The sequence below is a fragment of the Microvirga brassicacearum genome (genome assembly GCF_008757455.1).
GTDB lineage: Bacteria > Pseudomonadota > Alphaproteobacteria > Rhizobiales > Beijerinckiaceae > Microvirga > Microvirga brassicacearum.
Map to the genome: position 1 here is coordinate 76,619 of NZ_VCMV01000021.1, position 16,824 is coordinate 93,442.

The 16,824-nt window shown below is 65.4% G+C and carries 16 protein-coding genes, 1 tRNA gene and 1 pseudogene; 10 read left to right on the forward strand and 8 right to left on the reverse strand.

The features are described 5' to 3' along the window. Positions 1 to 117: 117 nt before the first annotated feature. From FEZ63_RS13720 to hemC, 6 genes are all read right to left on the reverse strand, one after another. Positions 118 to 1,029 carry a LysR family transcriptional regulator gene (locus FEZ63_RS13720; protein ID WP_150945373.1) on the reverse strand — a complete coding sequence of 304 codons (912 nt, stop codon included), beginning with the start codon at positions 1,027 to 1,029 and terminating at the stop codon, positions 118 to 120. A gap of 256 nt (positions 1,030 to 1,285) precedes the next feature. Then, positions 1,286 to 1,361: transfer RNA gene (locus FEZ63_RS13725), tRNA-Thr, on the reverse strand. Between the two features lie 200 nt (positions 1,362 to 1,561). Further along, positions 1,562 to 3,103: a heme biosynthesis protein HemY gene (locus tag FEZ63_RS13730; protein WP_150945376.1), complete on the reverse strand. Its 1,542-nt coding sequence runs from the start codon at positions 3,101 to 3,103 to the stop codon at positions 1,562 to 1,564. 113 nt (positions 3,104 to 3,216) lie between these two features. Next, positions 3,217 to 4,473, reverse strand: coding sequence for a COG4223 family protein (locus FEZ63_RS13735; RefSeq protein WP_150945377.1), 1,257 nt, complete (start codon positions 4,471 to 4,473; stop codon positions 3,217 to 3,219). A 168-nt stretch (positions 4,474 to 4,641) separates the two neighbouring features. Next, positions 4,642 to 5,334, reverse strand: coding sequence for a uroporphyrinogen-III synthase (locus FEZ63_RS13740; RefSeq protein WP_150945379.1), 693 nt, complete (start codon positions 5,332 to 5,334; stop codon positions 4,642 to 4,644). Continuing rightward, a complete protein-coding gene (hemC, locus tag FEZ63_RS13745; protein WP_150945381.1) occupies positions 5,334 to 6,260 on the reverse strand; it encodes a hydroxymethylbilane synthase in 927 nt (308 codons plus the stop codon). Before hemC ends, FEZ63_RS13740 begins: the two co-directional genes overlap by 1 nt. A 125-nt stretch (positions 6,261 to 6,385) precedes the next feature. On the opposite strand from hemC, the gene tsaD reads away from it, so the two are divergent. From tsaD to FEZ63_RS25940, 9 genes and pseudogenes are all read left to right on the forward strand, one after another. Beyond that, the gene (tsaD, locus tag FEZ63_RS13750) at positions 6,386 to 7,441 is read left to right on the forward strand and encodes a tRNA (adenosine(37)-N6)-threonylcarbamoyltransferase complex transferase subunit TsaD (protein ID WP_150945383.1); all 1,056 of its coding nucleotides are present in this window, start codon (positions 6,386 to 6,388) and stop codon (positions 7,439 to 7,441) included. Further along, the gene (locus FEZ63_RS13755) at positions 7,441 to 8,427 is read left to right on the forward strand and encodes an NAD(P)H-dependent glycerol-3-phosphate dehydrogenase (protein WP_150945385.1); all 987 of its coding nucleotides are present in this window, start codon (positions 7,441 to 7,443) and stop codon (positions 8,425 to 8,427) included. Before tsaD ends, FEZ63_RS13755 begins: the two co-directional genes overlap by 1 nt. 8 nt (positions 8,428 to 8,435) lie before the next feature. After that, a complete protein-coding gene (locus FEZ63_RS13760; RefSeq protein WP_150945387.1) occupies positions 8,436 to 8,861 on the forward strand; it encodes an EVE domain-containing protein in 426 nt (141 codons plus the stop codon). Positions 8,862 to 8,863: 2 nt separating this feature from the next. After that, entirely contained in the window at positions 8,864 to 9,280 is a 417-nt protein-coding gene (locus FEZ63_RS13765; RefSeq protein WP_150945389.1) for a DUF1761 domain-containing protein, read from the forward strand. 99 nt (positions 9,281 to 9,379) lie between these two features. Next, positions 9,380 to 11,332, forward strand: a complete 1,953-nt coding sequence (acs, locus tag FEZ63_RS13770) for an acetate--CoA ligase (RefSeq protein ID WP_150945391.1) — start codon at positions 9,380 to 9,382, stop codon at positions 11,330 to 11,332. Between the two features lie 157 nt (positions 11,333 to 11,489). Further along, positions 11,490 to 11,753 carry a DUF6356 family protein gene (locus FEZ63_RS13775; RefSeq protein WP_150945393.1) on the forward strand — a complete coding sequence of 88 codons (264 nt, stop codon included), beginning with the start codon at positions 11,490 to 11,492 and terminating at the stop codon, positions 11,751 to 11,753. A 67-nt stretch (positions 11,754 to 11,820) separates the two neighbouring features. Beyond that, positions 11,821 to 12,321 (forward strand): L,D-transpeptidase, encoded by a 501-nt coding sequence (locus FEZ63_RS13780; protein ID WP_150945395.1) that lies wholly within the window; start codon positions 11,821 to 11,823, stop codon positions 12,319 to 12,321. Positions 12,322 to 12,409: 88 nt separating this feature from the next. Next, a pseudogene (locus FEZ63_RS26220) lies at positions 12,410 to 12,742 on the forward strand (saccharopine dehydrogenase NADP-binding domain-containing protein); the annotation flags it as partial. Between the two features lie 913 nt (positions 12,743 to 13,655). Beyond that, positions 13,656 to 14,066 carry a DUF4166 domain-containing protein gene (locus FEZ63_RS25940; RefSeq protein ID WP_275552349.1) on the forward strand — a complete coding sequence of 137 codons (411 nt, stop codon included), beginning with the start codon at positions 13,656 to 13,658 and terminating at the stop codon, positions 14,064 to 14,066. A 62-nt stretch (positions 14,067 to 14,128) separates the two neighbouring features. Here the strand turns inward: FEZ63_RS25940 and FEZ63_RS13790 are convergent, their stop codons facing one another. Continuing rightward, positions 14,129 to 15,430, reverse strand: coding sequence for a class I SAM-dependent methyltransferase (locus tag FEZ63_RS13790; protein ID WP_150945397.1), 1,302 nt, complete (start codon positions 15,428 to 15,430; stop codon positions 14,129 to 14,131). 94 nt (positions 15,431 to 15,524) lie between these two features. Then, positions 15,525 to 15,761, reverse strand: a complete 237-nt coding sequence (locus tag FEZ63_RS13795) for a DUF1674 domain-containing protein (RefSeq protein WP_150945399.1) — start codon at positions 15,759 to 15,761, stop codon at positions 15,525 to 15,527. 136 nt (positions 15,762 to 15,897) lie between these two features. Here FEZ63_RS13795 and htpX point away from each other — a divergent pair, with 136 nt between their 5' ends. Further along, positions 15,898 to 16,824, forward strand: a complete 927-nt coding sequence (htpX, locus tag FEZ63_RS13800; RefSeq protein WP_150945401.1) for a zinc metalloprotease HtpX — start codon at positions 15,898 to 15,900, stop codon at positions 16,822 to 16,824.

Genomic DNA, 16,824 nt, shown 5'->3' on the forward strand with positions numbered 1-16,824 from the left:
AACAGAAAGCGAACAGAGCGTCCGGGGGACAATTTCACAAACGCGAAATACTTTGGCTGGAGCCCAAGTTTTCGTTATCCGATCCATCACAGAACGTTATAGCTGCCCTCGATCCCGCTACCATGACGCGCCATCAGTCTGCGCTTCGGAGAAGCCCCGCGCAACTTCCTGCGCCATCCGGGCAACGACGGCCGGGATCAGGTTGTCAGGGTGGTCGGAATAGACGGCGTAAAAGACGAGCGGGGGGAAAGCCGGCTGCACGTCCAACGCGACCAGAGTTCCGGCCTCGAGGTGGTCGCGGACGATCACGGTCGGGAGCGGCGTCACGCCGATTCCGTCCTTGGCGAGCCGGATGATCGTCGCCAGCGAATTGGAATTGTAGATCGTCGGGTCCTCGATCCCGACATCCGCCAGCAGCCTCAAAACCCGGTGATGCGGGAGACTGTCCTTCGAATAAGCGAGGAAGGGGTGGTGTGCGATCTCCGCCAGGCTCAGCGGTTCGGCAGGAAGATGCAGCTTGGGGCTTGCGAGCCAGGTGCAGGCAAATGTGCACAGGTCGAGGTTGACGAGGTCCGGGTCCATGACAGGGCCCATGATCAACGCGAGATCGATCCTCCGGTCGGCAACTTCGCGCGAGAGGTTGAGGCTCGTATCGGTGTTGAGGTCGATCGCGACGCTTGGGTAGCGCTCGCGAATCCGTTCGATCAGTTGCGGCAGCCACGCATGCACGATGGAATCGATGGTGCCGATGCGGATCGAACCCCGCAAGGAGGTCGGATCGCTGGCCGCCTCCCGGAACGCGTTGGCGACGCGAACCAGTTCTTCTGCCTTGCTCACGGCCTGCTGACCGACGGCGCTGAGCCGGATGCTGCGCGAATCGCGCTCGAAAAGCCGCACCCCGAGATCCCGCTCGAGGGTGGCGATCCGGTTGGAAATGGCGGCCTGCGTCGTGTTGAGTCGCTCGGCTGCGGCGCTGAAACTCCCCAGCCGCGCGACCCACAGGAAGGTTTCCACAAAGCGAAGATTCATGCTGTCGAGCTTCTCCTCACGGCATAGCCGAAGCGGTTTCGAACTACGCTCTCGGTGATCCGATTGTCCGCTTTTTGCAAGCGACACGGTAGAGTCGATGAGGAGCCCTGCGCATCTCCCGGTCAAGCACATCCCGCTCGCGCGATCATCGCCGGCCGTGCCCGGACGGGAACCTCGGCGATTGGTCACAGCCGCCTTCACCAGCCCGCTGATGGCTAGACCTTGGCGGGGAGCATCTCAAAATGATTGGGAGAAATGGTGCCGCAAGAGGGATTCGAACCCCCGACCCCCTCATTACGAATGAGGTGCTCTACCAGCTGAGCTATTGCGGCGCAGGACCTACTAAGACCCTACTATAATTCTGTACGGTAACCCAACCCGTTGCATCTTAAACGTTTTTAGCGCCTGAGCAGCTAATTACGAATGAGGTGCTCTACCAGCTGAGCTATTGCGGCCTCGCGCCCATCGCGGGGCGGAGCGCGACCTCATAGCCGCAAGGCCGGCGCTTGGCAAGGGACGCTCGCCCCACGGCCTATCCAAAAAAGCTGCGACGTGTGGTGGGTTCGTCGCGCAATCCGGGGTCATCTGGCGGGCCGGCTGGAAACACGACCGGCTGCGGCTTTGGCTTCGGTGGCTCGGGCGCGGCCTCGCTCGGCGGTTCAGCGCCGCCGCCGACAGGCTCGACCGGCGCCGGAGACACGGTCGTTGCTTCATCCGCGACGGGAAGCGCCCTCGGCTCATCGTCGAGATCTGCCGTTACGTCGTCGCTCATGGTCAGTTCGGGCGCCACCAGCACGTCCGGCGGCGCTTGCCAGACGAAGGCGTCGAGACGTCCGGTGACCGGGGAAATGGGCGCCCATTGATCCGACACGATCCCGTCGGCGATCCAGGCGGGGTCGCGCGGCGCACGGGTGGCGCGGGCGAGCCATTCGCGTCCCCGGCCGGTGGCGCCATGCTCGGCCTGCTCGAGATCCGACATCAGGAGGCAGACGCGCATGGATGGCCGTTCCGCCAGCAGCGGCTCCAGCGCATCGCGGGCGCGGCCGAATTCCCGCGATTCCAGCGCCGCACGGGCGACCGCCAGACGGCCCTCCGCCGATCCTTGGGACATTCTGGACAAAGTCTCGGCGCGCTTGAGGCGGTCGAGGCCGGAATCGCCGCGGCGAAGATTGAGATAGACCTCCGCCAGATCCGGATGCGGCTGGATCCGCCAGGCCGCCTCGATGATTTTAGCGGCGCGCCGGAGATCGCCCTTGCGCGACAAGAGCCGTCCGGCCAGAGCCGCGGCTGGAACGAGGCCGGGCGCAAGCCGCGCGGCGTCCTGGGCGCTGGCGAGCGCGCGCTCCGGATCGTGTTCGGCGCGATCGAGCGCGTCGGCCGCAAGCAGCACGGCGCGGTGGCGTCGGGCCGTGGGCTTGTCGAGGAGCCCGAGCGAGGCCCGGCGCTCGACCGATTCGAGCGCGCCACGCCAGTCCCGATCGGCACACCGCGCCTCCAGAACCGCGTCGCTCGCCCACGTGGCGGCGGGTGCGATGCGGATCGCCTCACCGGCATATTCGCGGGCCGCATCCGCATCGCCACGGCGGCGCGCCTCGACGAAGAGGCCGCGCAGGCCGAGGACGCGGGTCTCGTCTTCGTCCATCATCTCGGTGAAGGCGGCCTCCGCCGCCGCCCGGTTGCCCGAAACCTGGGCCGCCTGCGCCTTCAACAGCAGGGTGAGGGCCTCACGGCCCAGAAGCCGCTCGGCCTCACTCGCGTATCGCCGTGCCGCAATGGGATCGCCTGCTCCCACGGCGACCATGCCGCGGGAGACGGCCTGATATCCCCGTGCGCGGCGTCGTGCCCGAGACGCGAAGGTCAGGCGCGAGGGAAGGCGGAGGAGCGCGGTGATCCCGGCCCAAAGCAGCGCCAGCGCCAGCGCGAGCGCCACCAGGGCAATCGTCGCGACCGCAACGGAGGTCTGCAACTCATAGCCGCCGAAGGTCACCAGCACGGTGCCGGGACGATCCGCAAGCCAGACCGCACCAAAGGCTGCGACGCAGAGAAGACCGAGGAAAACGAGAGCACGCCACATGCTGGCTTTGTCCTTTTAGAGCATCGTCTGGAAAGACCCGAACCGGCTCCCTGCACACGACAGATCAGTTAAACAATTCGCTCGCGGCTTGCGAACCGCCGATGACGTTCGACCTATTGTGCCGGACGGGTCAGCACCGCGACGGCGTCGTTGGCGATCGCCTGAGCGCTGGCATCGGCCGACGCCCTTGCCTTGGCGCGTGCGGCCCATTCATCCGAGAGCCGTCGCGCAGGTTCGGGCAGCGCCTCCCAGGCCGCCACCGCCTCCTGGACATTGCCACGTTCGAGCGCCTGCTCGATCCGGGCAATGAGGCTCGGCACGTCTTTGGCGCCGGGCTCATCGACGGGCCGGATGGTGACCACCCTGTCGGCCATCCGCAGGAGGCGATCGGTGAAACTTCCCGCAGCCGCGCGGTCGTCGCGAAGGATCGCCGCGCCGAGCGGCTCGAAGCTGCGCGCCAGGGCGGTCGCGGTGGGAGCGCCTTTCTCGGCGAAAGGCTCCAGGGCGGCAAGGCGGGCGGCATCGGCGCCATTTGTGCGCAGGGCCTGGAGCGTGTCTCCGTAAGGACTTCCCGCGCGCAACGAGTCACCCAGACGCTGCACCAGCATCATTCGGACGACCGCCCTGGTGCTGTCGTCGGGGCCTTGCGAGACGCGTTTCGAAAGATCCGCGACTTGCGTCTCGATGGCCTGACGGGCATCGGCCGATGCCTGCTGGCTCGACTGGAGCTGTCCCTCGAGGGCCGCGAGGCGTTGCGCGAGATCTGTGACGGCGCCTTGATCCTGAGAGCCGGATTCAGGCGCAGGAGGCCGGTTGAGGGCTTGTTCGGCCGCGCTCTGCGCCGCCGCTAGCCGTTGCTCCGTCGTCGCCCGGGCGGCTTCCAGAGCCTGGATTCTCGTCGACAAAGCCTGCACCGCCCCGGCCTGTGCACCCAGCTGCGGCAGGGCGGCGACCCGTTGTTCAAGCACCGTCAGGCGCGGATTCTCGGGCGGCGCCTGCAGGCCCTGCAACGCGAACAAAAGGCCCGCCCCCACCACGCCGCCTAGCAGCGCCGCGGCGATCAAGGGCGCGAAGGAGGTCGCGCGGGAGGACGGACCACCGGGATGCCTCGGATTCTCGATGAAATCGTCACCCGATCCAGCGAGAGTTTCGGGCGGCTCAATGTCGCCGCCCATGGGAGGCTCAGGCTGAGCGGAAGCCGCCATCTCGATCGCAACCGCTTCCCTGATCCGCTCCGCCTCGCTCGCACTCGGTTCCTCCGGCTGCCGGCTCTCTTCGACCACTTTCGACGGCAGGTCGATGGTCGCGGGGTCGCGACGGGGCTTCTTGCGCGGGATTTTGGGAGCGGAAGGATTGGATTGATCGGTCACGGGTCACTCTTGGTATTAAAATAGGGCAAGCTTGAGCGCAGTGTTTCGTTCCTGGTGCATGGCTCGAGACAGCGAGACCCCGAGCGAAGGTCGTGCCGGCCGGATCGTGCCGATCTGGCCGGACAGCGCTAGATGTAAGCCGAGTTTGTCAAAGAAGCGATAAACGCCTCATCGGGCGAGCAGCCGGAGCAGCGCCGGCTCGTCCGGCGTAGAGGCCACGCGGACCTGCAAATCCATAGCGCGCAAGGGTTCGGCCACATCGTCCGAGAGGCAGAGATGCTGCGCGGCGCGGAGCGAGGCGATCAGGTCGGCGTCCGTCGCAAGCCCCAGGAAGAGCTCGGCGCTTCTGCGCGAGTAATGGAGCACGGCAGCGATTCGGCCGGCCCGCAGGGCATCCTTGCCAGTTGCCGGCAGGCTCTCGACTGCCTCCGCCTCATAGGCTTCCCACAGCGTGACCGAGTAGCCGGCGGCGCGCAGCGAGGCGGCAGGTTCCTCCTTGTGGTGTCGCGCGGTGATGTGCAGGAGGCTCGCAGCAGGTGCGAGTTGGCCACGGATCAGCGCCGACAGGGAGATGGCGTCGCCTTCCGCAATGCGAATGTGCGCAAAACCGACCTCCCGCACCGCCTCGGCCGTCCGGGGCCCGACGGCGAAGACCGGGATGCTACGGTCGGGCAGCAGAGACAGCGCCTCCGCCGCATGCAGGCTGGTGACGATGAGTGCGCTCCACAGCCCTGTCGGTGGCGTCACCCCGGTCGCGACAATCCGCGTCACCGGTGCGAGGACGGCCTGAAAACCCAGTGCTTCCAGCTCGGTCGCAGTCCGTGCAGCATCGGCCGGCGCGCGCGTGACCAGAACGTGCATCAGGGCGCCAGAAACCCGGCGGGCATCCGGCCGCGAAGATCGAGTCCGGCCTCACGCCCGAGCGCCGCCGCATCCGCAACAGCGCCGCGCCGCAGCACATCGAGGGCTTCCGATCCGTCCGGACGCAGCACCAGCCCACGGAGCTCCAGTTGGTCGCCGATGAGGCGCGCATGCCCGGCGATCGGCGTCCGGCAGGACCCATCGAGCACGGTCAGGAACGCACGCTCGGCTGCGAGCGCGTATCCCGTCGGGGCGTCGAGAATCGGTCCGAGGGACTTGCGAATGTCGGCGTCATCCGTCCGGATGGTGATGGCGATGGCGCCTTGTCCGACCGCGGGAAGAAAATCGTCGGTGTCGAGAATCGTCGTGACGTGGTCGGTCAGCCCAAGCCTGCGCAGGCCGGCCATCGCCAGCAAGGTTGCGTGCACTTCACCATGTTCGAGCTTTGCCAGCCGCGTCTGCACGTTCCCACGCAACAGCGTCACCTGCAGATCGGGCCGCAGGCGGCGAATCTGTGCCTGTCGCCGCAGGGACGCGGAGCCCACGATGCCACCTTGGGGAAGATCGCCGATATTCTTGAAGTCGCGGCTGATGAACGCGTCGCGCACATCCTCTCGCGGCAGATAGCCGGCGATCACGACCCCGTCGGGCAGCTTCGTCGGCAGATCCTTGGCCGAATGAACGCCGATATCGATGGCGCCCGCGAGAAGCGCGAGATCGAGTTCCTTGGTGAAGAGCCCCTTGCCGCCGGCCTCCGACAGGGCACGATCCTGAATCGTATCGCCGGTGGTCTTGATCGGTTCGAGCGGCAAGCGTTCGTCGGACCAGCCATGCGCGATCATCAGGCGGCTTTGGGTCTCATGAGCCTGTGCAAGAGCCAGCGGGCTGCCTCTCGTGCCGATGATCAGGCGGGAAGGATCGGGCATTCTGGGCGTGTTCTCCGATGAAAAGCAGGATCGGCGTTTGATCTCCGAGCGCGGGGCGGACTATAGGGGGAGGAGACGCGGGTCGTGAAGCCCGAAAGATCAGCTCGAAGGACGCCAAAAGCCACATGCGTATTCTCGGGATTGAGACCACCTGCGACGAGACCGCCGCCTCCGTGGTGAGCAGCGGCTTTGATGGACGCGGCGAGATTCTGTCCAACGAGGTCCTGAGCCAGATCGCCGAGCACGCGCGCTACGGCGGCGTCGTACCGGAGATCGCCGCCCGCGCCCACGTGGAGGTGACCGATCGGCTGATCGCGCGGGCGCTCAAGAATGCGAATTGCACCGTCAAGGAACTCGACGGCATCGCGGTCGCGGCCGGTCCCGGCCTGATCGGCGGCGTGCTGGTCGGGCTCACCACCGCCAAGGCCATCTCGCTCGTGACGCGCAAGCCGCTGATGGCCGTCAACCATCTCGAAGCCCATGCGCTCACCGCGCGCCTTACCGACGGCATTGGGTTCCCCTATCTGCTGCTTCTGGTCTCGGGAGGCCATACCCAACTCGTCGCCGTGCGCGGCGTCGGCGATTACGTGCGCATCGGCACCACCATCGACGATGCCATCGGCGAGGCCTTCGACAAGGTGGCGAAGCTCCTCGGCCTGCCGTATCCGGGCGGTCCGCACGTGGAAATCGAAGCGCAAAAGGGCAATCCGGAGCGCTTCAACCTGCCTCGCCCGCTGATGGGCCGGCCCGAACCGAATTTCTCGCTCTCCGGGTTGAAGACCGCCTTGCGGCTCGAAGCGGAGAAGATCGCGCCCCTGACCCAGAGCGATGTCGCCGACCTCTGCGCCAGCTTCCAGGCCGCCGTCGTCGATATGGTGATCGACCGGACGCGGGTCGGTCTGCGCGCATTTCGCGAAATCGCGGGCGATCCAAAGGCGATCGTGGTGGCGGGCGGCGTCGCCGCCAACCAGGCGATGCGCGAAGCGCTGCAGCGGATGGCGGTCGAGACGGGGCTGCGCATGGTGGCGCCCCCGCTGGCCCTCTGTGGCGACAATGGCGCGATGATCGCCTGGGCCGGCTTGGAACGCCTTCGGCTGGGTCTTGTCGATGACATCTCGGCTCCGGCGCGGGCGCGCTGGCCGCTCGATTCGACTCGCGACGAGGCTGGAGCCAAGGCCTGATGCCCGCTCCCATCGGCATCGCTGGAGCGGGCGCCTGGGGCACGGCGCTGGCCAACGTAGCGGCCGCTGCCGGCCAGGACGTGATCCTCTGGATGCGGACCGCCGAACAGGCCGAGGCCATTGCCCGCTCGCGCACCAACGAACGCTTCCTGCCCGGAATTCGCCTGCATGACCGGGTGCGCCCGATCGCCGACCTTTCCACGCTGACTTCGGCCGCGGCGGTTCTGCTCGTCACACCGTCCCAAACCACGCGGACGATGGCAGGGCAGCTTGCCGAAATCCTCCCCGCCGACACGCCATTGGTGCTGTGCGCCAAGGGAATCGAGCGGGAAACGAACGCCTTTCTGTGCGACGTGGTCGAGGATGTCCGCCCCGATGCGCCGGTCGCCGTTCTGTCCGGCCCGAGTTTCGCCGACGATGTGGCGCGCGGATTGCCGACAGCGGTGACGCTGGCATGCCGGGACGGGGAGCTCGCGCGCACACTCGCAACGGTCCTCTCCGGTCCGACCTTCCGCGTCTATCACGGCACCGATCTGCGCGGCGTCGAGATCGGTGGCGCTGCCAAGAACGTGCTGGCCATCGCGTGCGGAGCAGTCGCCGGGCGCGGCCTGGGTGAGAGCGCAAAGGCCGCCCTGATCGCGCGCGGCTTTGCCGAGTTGCTGCGCTTTGCCCGCGCCTATGGGGGCGAGGCCGAAACGCTGATGGGTCTCTCGGGCCTCGGCGATCTCGTACTCACCTGCTCGTCCGCGCAGTCGCGCAACTTCGCATTCGGCCTGCGGCTCGGGCATGGCATGAGCCTGCAGGATGCCGCCGCCGGCAAACTCGTGGAGGGGACCGCAAGCGCCCACGCCCTCGTGACGCTGGCGCGCGCCCGCAACGTCGACATGCCGGTTGCCGAAGCGGTCGATCAAGTGCTGGGCGGCCTCTGCACCATCGATGCAGCCGTGGACTCGCTCATGAACCGTCCTGTCAAATCCGAGCAGTGAGGACCGCAATGGCGCATTGGCTGTACAAATCCGAACCCTCCACTTGGTCCTGGGACGACCAGGTGGCGGCGGGCAAGAAAGGCACGTTCTGGAGCGGCGTTCGCAATCATTCCGCCAAGCTGAACCTGATGGCGATGAAAAAGGGCGATCGCGGCTTTTTCTATCATTCGAACGAGGGCAAGGCGATCGTCGGCATCGTCGAGGTGACCAAGGAATACTACCCCGATCACACCGACCCGACCGGCAAGTTCGGCATGGTCGACATCAGGGCCGTAGAACCCTTGAAACGCCCCGTCACTCTCGAGGAAATCAAGGTCGAGCCGAAGTTGAAGGACATGATCCTCGTGAACAATTCCCGCCTGTCGGTCCAGCCTGTGACGGATGCGGAATGGGCAATCATCTGCCGGATGGGCGGGCTCAAGCAGAAGGATTGACCATGTCGCTCACCGGCATCAGTGCCCTGTCGGTTTTCCTCGCCGCGATCGCTGCGTGGCTCGTCGGCGCCGTCTGGTACATGGGGCTGGCCAAGCCTTGGATGGCAGCCATCGGCAAGACGCGCGAGGAGCTTGTCGGCCCTTCCGGCAAACCCTCGATAGTGCCCTTCGTCACCTCGTTCCTCGCCGAACTCGTAATGGCCGTCGTGCTCGCCGGCTTCATCGTCCAGATTGGAACGGTCGATGTCGCTCATGGCATGGCGGTCGCGTTCATGGCGTGGCTCGGATTCGTCGCCACCAGCATGGTGGTCAATCACGGCTTTGGCGGCGCGCGCCCGATGCTCACCGTCATTGATTCAGGCCATTGGCTGGCCGTGCTTCTGGTCGAAGGAGCCGTGATCGGCTGGTTTGGTCGCTAACCGTAACGACCAAAGTCCGAGCCTGCCGCCCTTGCCCGCAGCCTCGCTCTTTCCGTAAAGCTAGGGCAAAGTAGCTCGCAAAGGTCTGGGAGACGCGCTATGGAAGAGAAGATTTACGACGTTCCGGCGGAATGGAGCCGTCGCGCTTATCTGGATGAGGCGGGATACCAGGCGAAATATGCGGCCTCGGTGAAGAACCCCGATGCCTTCTGGGCAGAGGAAGCCCGGCGCATTCACTGGTTCAGGGAGCCGACCCGGATCAAGAACACCAGTTTCGGCCCCGGCAACGTCTCGATCCGCTGGTTCGAGGACGGCATCACCAATGTGGCGTATAATTGCATCGACCGTCATCTCGACACGCGCGGCGATCAGGTCGCGATCATCTGGGAAGGCGACGATCCGTCGGAATCAAAGAAAATCACCTACCGCGAATTGCACGACGAAGTCTGCCGCATGGCCAACGTCATGCGCAATCGCGGCGTCGCCAAGGGCGACCGCGTCACCATCTACATGCCGATGATTCCCGAGGCCGCCTACGCGATGCTGGCCTGCGCGCGAATCGGCGCCATCCATTCGGTGGTGTTCGGCGGATTTTCGCCCGACTCGCTGGCAAGCCGAATTGCCGACGCGAAATCGTTATTCGTCATCACGGCGGATGAAGGCCTGCGCGGCGGCCGCAAGGTCCCGCTGAAAGTGAACGTGGACGCCGCCATCGAGCGGGTCGGCAATGTCGATCACGTTCTGGTGGTGCGCCGCACCGGTGCTGCGGTCAACATGGTTCCCGGTCGCGACGTCTATTACGACGAAGCTGCCAAAATGGTGACCCATGAATGCCCGATCGAGGAGATGAACGCGGAAGATCCGCTGTTTCTGCTCTACACCTCGGGCTCGACCGGTCAGCCGAAGGGCGTGCTCCACACCACCGGCGGCTATCTCGTCTTCGTCGCCATGACGCACCAATACGTCTTCGACTATCATGACGGCGACATCTACTGGTGCACCGCCGATGTGGGCTGGGTCACCGGGCATTCGTACATTCTCTACGGACCGCTGGCGAATGGCGCCACGACCTTGATGTTCGAAGGCGTGCCGACCTATCCGTCGATTTCCCGATTCTGGGACGTCATCGACAAGCACAACGTCAACATTTTCTACACCGCGCCGACCGCCATCCGTTCCCTCATGCAGGCGGGCGAGGAGCCAGTAAAGAAGACCTCGCGCAAGTCCCTGCGCCTGCTCGGCAGCGTCGGCGAGCCGATCAATCCGGAAGCGTGGGAATGGTACCATCGTGTCGTCGGCGACAGCCGCTGCCCGGTCGTCGATACCTGGTGGCAGACGGAAACCGGCGGCATCCTCATCGCGCCGCTTCCAGGGGCCACGAAACTCAAGCCCGGTTCAGCCACGCACCCGTTCTTTGGCGTCGTGCCGCAGATTGTCGATGGGGACGGCAAGGTGCTCGAGGGTGCGGCCGAGGGCAATCTGGTGATCGCCGATTCGTGGCCGGGCCAGATGCGCACCGTCTATGGCGATCACGACCGCTTCGTGCAGACCTATTTCTCCACCTATCCGGGAAAGTATTTCACCGGCGACGGCTGCCGGCGGGATGCCGATGGTTATTACTGGATCACCGGCCGCGTCGACGACGTCATCAACGTCTCGGGTCACCGCATGGGCACGGCGGAAGTCGAATCCGCTCTCGTGGCGCACGCCAAGGTCTCCGAGGCGGCCGTCGTCGGCTACCCGCACGACATCAAGGGCCAGGGCATCTACGCCTATGTGACGCTGATGGCGGGAGAGCAGCCGTCGGAGGAATTGCGCAAGGAGCTCGTCGCCTGGGTCCGCAAGGAGATCGGCCCCATCGCGTCGCCCGACCTCCTGCAATTCGCCCCCGGCCTGCCGAAAACCCGCTCAGGCAAGATCATGCGCCGCATCCTGCGCAAGATTGCCGAGGACGAGTTCGGCAATCTGGGCGACACCTCGACCCTGGCGGATCCAACCGTGGTGGATGATCTGGTGTCCAACCGCCAGAACAAGCGCGTCGCGACCGCCTGAGGCAAGATCTCAGCATACACACGCCGTCATGGCCGGGCTTGACCCGGCCACCCACGTCGTGTCCCGACGCTGCGAAGGAAAACCATGCGCTTGATCGGCGCTGCGGCTTGAGGCTTCGAGCCTTGAACGCTACTATGCGGCCGCAATGGAGGCCACTATGTCCCTGAAGAAGCTGTTTACCGAACACCCCGACGCCGTGGGCGAGTCCTATTTCGAGCATATGGGTGTCGCGTTAAGCTTCGCCGGGCCACTGCTGGCTGCGGGTCTGGCAGCGCTCGTCCACGCATTTCTGCCGTTTCTCTGCGTCACCAGCGCGAGTGTCACCGTGAAGCGCCTCTATGCGCGCATGACCAACCGCACGCCTCACACGGCTGCTCACAATTCGGCAGACCGCATGCTGGGTTGGGACCCGGTCATCTGATCTCCTGATTTTGCGACGGAACCGTAGCCGTTCCAATGGAGTCTCAATCCACAAGGAGGGTTGAGACATGCGTCTGCGAACGGGCTTTCTGGTGGCGTTGCTCCTCGTCCCGACGGGCGGCAGCGCCTTCGCGCGGGAACTCGTCCCCTTTGAGACCGGCATCGCGCCCGGGACCATTCTGATCAGGACCGGGGAGCGGCGGCTCTATCTCGTGCGCGGCGACGGCACCGCGCTGCGCTACCGGGTCGCCGTCGGCAAGCCCGGCAAGCAATGGTTCGGCGAGGCGCGCATCGACGGCAAATACGTCAAGCCTGCTTGGGCGCCGCCAAGGGACGTCAAGCGGGACAATCCCCGTCTGCCGAATGTGATTCCCGGCGGCGCACCCAACAACCCGATGGGCGTACGCGCCCTCACCCTCGATCGTGACGAATACGCCATTCACGGCACCAACCGGCCGGATTCCATCGGCACCTACGCCTCCTATGGCTGCATCCGCATGCTCAATGCCGACATCCTGGATCTCTACGACCATGTGGCGATCGGGACGCGGGTGGTGGTGGAACGGTAGCCGGTTTTTGAATTCTCTCGATCCGATGTAATAAAGTTCCTCCTGTTCTCAGGAGGGATGCGAAGTGGTCGACAGCATTGGGACCGGTGTGCCTCCCGCAACGATTCTCGTCATTGGCGGTGCAGGTGCCTTCGGGCTCCGGTTGACGAAAGCTCTGCTCGCAACGACCGCCTGCCGGGTGGTGGTGGCGGGTCGCTCGGATCGACACCGATCAATCGTCGCAGCCCTCGTGCGGCTTTACGGTCCGCTCAGAATCGGCGCCGCCACGTTCGACCGCGCAGATACGGGGCCGGCGATCCAAGCCCTCGGCCCATTCTGCGTCATCGATGCCGCGGGACCCTTTCAGGGCGCGGAGCCTTGCGTCGCCAAGGCGGCGATCGCGGCCGGGTGCCACTATGTGGACATCGCCGATGCACGCGATTTCGTTGCGGCGTTTCCAGAGCTTGACGCGGCCGCTCGCACCGCCGGTGTCCTGGCCGTGGCTGGCGCCAGTTCCACGCCGGCGCTCTCGCACGCGGTGCTCGATGATATAACCCGCGGCTGGCGGATGGTGGATGTGGTGGAAATCGCCATCTCGCCCGGCAACCGCGCGCCACGCGGCCGTTCCGTCCTGAAGGCCATCCTGAGCTATGTGGGCAGGCCCGTGCGGCTGCGGCGCAATGGTGCGTGGACGACACGGCCCGGCTGGAGCGAATTGGTGCGGCGAGACATGCCCGGTCTCGGCCGGCGCTGGCTGTCGCTCTGCGAGACGCCCGATCTCGATCTCGTGCCGGCGCGCTTCCCGACCGTGCAAACGGCGATCTTTCGCGCCGGCCTTGAACTCTCCGCCCTGCATCTCGGCCTATACGTCCTCATGCAGGCGGTGCGCTTGGGCTTGTTACAGTCGCTCAGCTCTTACGCCTATCCCCTGGGGCGGGTCGCCGACAGCGTCGCGGCGTTCGGTAGCGACCGCGGCGGCATGAGCGTTTCGGCAACGGGCGTAGATGGTGATGGCATAGCGGTCGAGGCCGAATGGTCGTTGGTGGCGGAAGCCGGCGACGGCCCCAATGTTCCGGTTCTGCCGGCGCTTGCCATCGTGAGAGCGCTGCTGGCAAACAACCTCACCGTCCGTGGCGCGATGCCGGCCGTCGGGCTGATCGACCTCGCGGCCATCGAAACCGAATTCCGTCGCTTCGCCATCACCACCCGACAAGAGCGACGCCAGCGGAACGTCGGGATGTTCGCCTCCGCCCTCGGCGCCCGGATGAACGTCATGCCGGCGCTCATCAGGGATATTCATGACGGCCTGCGAACCCGGCTTCTGCGCGGACGGGTCGATGTGAGAGGGGCGAGCCATGTTGCGGGTCGCCTCGTGGCGCGAGCATTCGGGTTTGCGCGTCAGCAGGGCGCCCTTATCGCCACGGTCACTCTTGTGCCGCAAGAGGGCGAAGAAATCTGGTCCCGCCGGTTCGGGCGCACCACATTCCGGAGCCGCCTTCGCGCCGACGCCGCGGCCCGGTCGCCTGACGGAGCAATTCGGACCATTCGTGATTCTTTTGCGAATTGCCGCGCACGAGGAAGGCTTCGATCTCACCATTGTGGGATGGCGCCTCGGGCCACTGCCGCTTCCGGCTATTCTAGCGCCGCGGTCAAAGGCGCACGCCTTCGTCGATGACGATGGCTGCTACCGTTTCGATGTGGCGGTTACCCTGCCGTTCATCGGAACGCTCGTTCACTACCGGGGCTGGCTGGTGGCGGAACCGTGAAGGGCAGTTGCCAAATCTGCCCCGCCTCACGCTCGCCTCCGTCGGAAAACCGCAAGGTCCTTTTACCGATACAAATCCGCCCGCGAGGGCGGTAGGCCGGCGGGGCCGCGGGTGCGCTTTGAGGCCAGCGTCTGATTCACGCCCACGGCACCGCGCTCGAAAGCGAGCGAGCAGCCGGCGAGATAGAGCAGCCACATGCGCGTCTTTTCCGGGCCGACCTCGGCCTCGGCCTCCCTGCGGCGGGCATTGAGTTTTTCCCACCAAAGCCGCGTGGTGCGCTGGTAATGCTCGCGCCATGCCTCCACGTCGTGAACCTCGAAACCGTAGCGTTCGAGGTTCGACACCGACATGCCCAAGTGATCAAGCTCGCCGCCCGGAAAGATGTATCGGGTCAGCGCGCGATATTCCGGCTTGAGCTTGCGGAAGGCGCGCTCGGAGCGCTTGGCGCGGCGCGCGATGGTGTGGTGCAGATACAATCCGCGCGGCCGCAGCAAGCGGTGCACGGAGCGGAAATAGTCCGGATAATTGCGGATGCCAACCTGTTCGAACATGCCGATGGACGAGATCTTGTCGAACTCGCCATCCATCTGCGTGTAATCCTGCAGCACCACCTCGACCCGCTCCTGCAGGCCGAGGGCGGCGATTTTTTCACGCGCGAGGGCGGCCTGTTCCTCCGAGAGCGTCACCCCGGTCGCCTTGACGCCGTAATGCTGCGCCGCGTGGCAGATGAGAGCGCCCCAGCCGCAGCCGATATCGAGGAACCGATCGCCGGGCTTGAGTCTCAGCTTGCGGCAGATCATGTCGAGCTTGTCGGTCTGTGCGCGGGCCAGATCGTCATGCCATTCAGGCTGAAAATACGCGCAGGTATAAACCATCTCGGGATCGAGAAAGAGCCGATAGAACGCATTCGAGACGTCGTAATGGTAGGCGACGTTCTGCTTGTTGGTCTGGGGCCTGCCGTCGCGAGCCTGCGAATTGTCTTTCACGCGGTCGAGGGGGCGCGGCATGTTGGCCGGCGCGCGCCAGAAATTCCAGGCTGTTTCAAGGGTCTTGCGCTTGCTCAAGGTCTTCAGGCGACGAAAAACCTTACCATGAGGGCGCTGCGCCGCGAGATCGAAGAGGGTGCCGTTCTTGAGATCGAGCAGTCCCGCCACATGCGCGTTGATCAGCGTATCGAGATTGGGCCGCCGCATGATCGCGGCGATCACGCTCTCGCGCTTGATGACGAGGCACATGGCGTAGGAGGGAAGCTCGCGTGGGACCGTGGAACCGTCCCACAGCTCGAAACCGAACTGGAGTTCGAGGGCGCGGTGGGCCTCCTCCAGCAGGTTCCGGAACAACTCAAGCCGTTTCGCCCCACTCATGCCCCGCCCTCGTTTGCCGAACACTAAGCGGGGCTGTCGGGCGAAACAACAATCGGACGAATATCAGGCGGGGAAATCCGGCCGGCCGAGCCTTTTAAAAGTCGGCTGCCCGACCGTTGATCTCCCAATCTGCGTAGCGGACGGGATCGAGGCCGCCCCTGCCCTGATGTTCCTTGGCCTTGCCGAGTTCGGCCGCCCGTGCGTCGATCTCCTGGCGGCGCGCTACGGCCTCCGCGAGAGCGCGCTGGGCCTCCGGCGTCAGCGCCTTTCCGGGAGCCGCGCCAACGATCGGAGCCTCGGGGCTTGTATCGGGGGTGTCGTTCGTGCTCATGAAGCGCCTTCCGTCAATTCTGATGCCTCTCGCACCACTGAGGGTCCTCTTGGGAGAGAGCGGGACCATGCCCACATAGACCTCGTGCGGAGCGATTTTTCAACGACCCGCGAACCCCTACGAGGTGGAGACCCGGATGAATACCGTCAAGACCGGAATGTTGCTGGCGGCCCTGACCGCCCTCTTCGGCGTTGTCGGCTACATGCTCGGCGGCGGCACAGGCATGTTGATCGCGTCGGCGTTCGGCGTTGCCACGAACCTGTTCGCCTACTGGAATTCGGACCGGCTCGCCCTCTCTGCCCACCATGCGACGGAGGTGGATGAGCGCACGGCGCCCGATCTCGTTCACATGGTGCACGAACTCGCAGCGCGCGCCGGGCTGCCCCCGCCGCGCGTCTATCTCATCGACAATCCGCAGCCCAATGCCTTCGCGACGGGTCGAAACCCGGAAAATTCCGCCGTGGCGGCGACGACCGGCCTGCTCGCCATGTTGTCGCCCGACGAGGTGGCGGGCGTGATGGCGCACGAACTGGCCCACATCAAGAATCGCGATACGCTGATCATGACGGTAAGCGCCACCATCGCGGGCGCGATCGCGAGCCTGGCGCAATTCGGCTTTCTCTTCGGCGGGCGGGGTGAAGATCGGCCCAACGCCATCGTCATGCTGCTCACCGCCATCATCGCGCCGCTGGCCGCGATGGTTATCCAGATGGCGATCAGCCGCTCGCGCGAATACGACGCCGATCGGATGGGCGCGGCACTTCTCGGCAAGCCGATGGCGCTTGCCACGGCGCTCGCCAAGATCGCCGGCGGCGTCTCGCACATTCCCAACGAGGACGCGGAACGGCATCCCGCCACCGCCTCCCTCTTCATCATCAACCCTCTTTCAGGGCGCGGCATGGACAATCTCTTCTCGACTCACCCGGCAACCGAAAACCGGATCGCCGCCCTGCAGGCGCTCGCTCAGGAAATGGGCCAAGGTGCAACCGCGGCTCCGAGCTTCACGCGCCCGCCCACATCCGGGCCGTGGAGCGCCACCACCCGTCGCGGTCCGTGGGGTTGA

Excerpts from the sequence above, each read along its gene's own strand:
- FEZ63_RS13720 (WP_150945373.1), bottom strand. The coding sequence starts at position 1,029 with ATGAATCTTCGCTTTGTGGAAACCTTCCTGTGGGTCGCGCGGCTGGGG.
- FEZ63_RS13730 (WP_150945376.1), bottom strand. The coding sequence starts at position 3,103 with ATGTGGCGTGCTCTCGTTTTCCTCGGTCTTCTCTGCGTCGCAGCCTTT.
- FEZ63_RS13740 (WP_150945379.1), bottom strand. The coding sequence starts at position 5,334 with ATGCACGTTCTGGTCACGCGCGCGCCGGCCGATGCTGCACGGACTGCG.
- hemC (WP_150945381.1), bottom strand. The coding sequence starts at position 6,260 with ATGCCCGATCCTTCCCGCCTGATCATCGGCACGAGAGGCAGCCCGCTG.
- tsaD (WP_150945383.1), top strand. The coding sequence starts at position 6,386 with ATGCGTATTCTCGGGATTGAGACCACCTGCGACGAGACCGCCGCCTCC.
- FEZ63_RS13755 (WP_150945385.1), top strand. The coding sequence starts at position 7,441 with ATGCCCGCTCCCATCGGCATCGCTGGAGCGGGCGCCTGGGGCACGGCG.
- FEZ63_RS13760 (WP_150945387.1), top strand. The coding sequence starts at position 8,436 with ATGGCGCATTGGCTGTACAAATCCGAACCCTCCACTTGGTCCTGGGAC.
- FEZ63_RS13765 (WP_150945389.1), top strand. The coding sequence starts at position 8,864 with ATGTCGCTCACCGGCATCAGTGCCCTGTCGGTTTTCCTCGCCGCGATC.
- acs (WP_150945391.1), top strand. The coding sequence starts at position 9,380 with ATGGAAGAGAAGATTTACGACGTTCCGGCGGAATGGAGCCGTCGCGCT.
- FEZ63_RS13775 (WP_150945393.1), top strand. The coding sequence starts at position 11,490 with ATGTCCCTGAAGAAGCTGTTTACCGAACACCCCGACGCCGTGGGCGAG.
- FEZ63_RS13780 (WP_150945395.1), top strand. The coding sequence starts at position 11,821 with ATGCGTCTGCGAACGGGCTTTCTGGTGGCGTTGCTCCTCGTCCCGACG.
- FEZ63_RS25940 (WP_275552349.1), top strand. The coding sequence starts at position 13,656 with ATGTTGCGGGTCGCCTCGTGGCGCGAGCATTCGGGTTTGCGCGTCAGC.
- FEZ63_RS13790 (WP_150945397.1), bottom strand. The coding sequence starts at position 15,430 with ATGAGTGGGGCGAAACGGCTTGAGTTGTTCCGGAACCTGCTGGAGGAG.
- FEZ63_RS13795 (WP_150945399.1), bottom strand. The coding sequence starts at position 15,761 with ATGAGCACGAACGACACCCCCGATACAAGCCCCGAGGCTCCGATCGTT.
- htpX (WP_150945401.1), top strand. The coding sequence starts at position 15,898 with ATGAATACCGTCAAGACCGGAATGTTGCTGGCGGCCCTGACCGCCCTC.